Source organism: Microbacterium sp. SCPM-O-B-15248 (M128) (assembly GCF_058214835.1).
Window position 1 is genome coordinate 1 of the sequence record NZ_JBYQLI010000021.1, and the last position, 554, is coordinate 554.

Below are 554 nucleotides of genomic sequence, written 5' to 3' on the forward strand. Positions count from 1 at the left end.
GGGGCGAGGGTGATGTCGATGTAGGGGGCGGTGCCGCCTTCGCGGGTGGTGAGGGTGACAGCGATCGCGGTTGCGCCGGCGTCGTCTTGAGTGAACCCGAGTGTGTAGGCGCCGGGGGTGCCGGTCGCGGCCGCGGCGATCGATGCGGTCAGATCGCTGGTGACGATCTTCTTCGTGCGGTCGACGACGAAGCTGCCGACGGTATCGGTCAGGGTCGGCCGGTTCTGGTAGGTCAGGCCCGCCTCGGTGAAGCTGCCGGTCGTGGCGTGCGCGTCGACCCGGGAGACGTTTTGACCATCGCGGGTCTCGCTGATGACCATCTCGGCGGAGATCACCGCCGACGTCACCGTCTTACCCGCCAGAGCCGACAGATCGAACGTGGCATACGCGACCCGATCCGGGCTCCCGTTCCAAGGAGCCTTGATTGTCGAACCACCTGCCGACCCGTACCCAACGGTCGGGGTCGAGCTCTGTGCCCACCCATCGGCCGTGGCATAAACCCGCAACCGCGTCGAATCGACCACCGACACCGACACCTGCGACGACACCGTGAC

Annotated in this window: 1 protein-coding gene; it reads right to left on the reverse strand. The window is 67.0% G+C overall.

What is annotated here, in order from left to right:
- Positions 1 to 554, reverse strand: a 554-nt coding sequence (locus tag AC3E6M_RS17050) for a CBM96 family carbohydrate-binding protein (RefSeq protein ID WP_490530608.1), incomplete at both ends; no start/stop codon positions are given.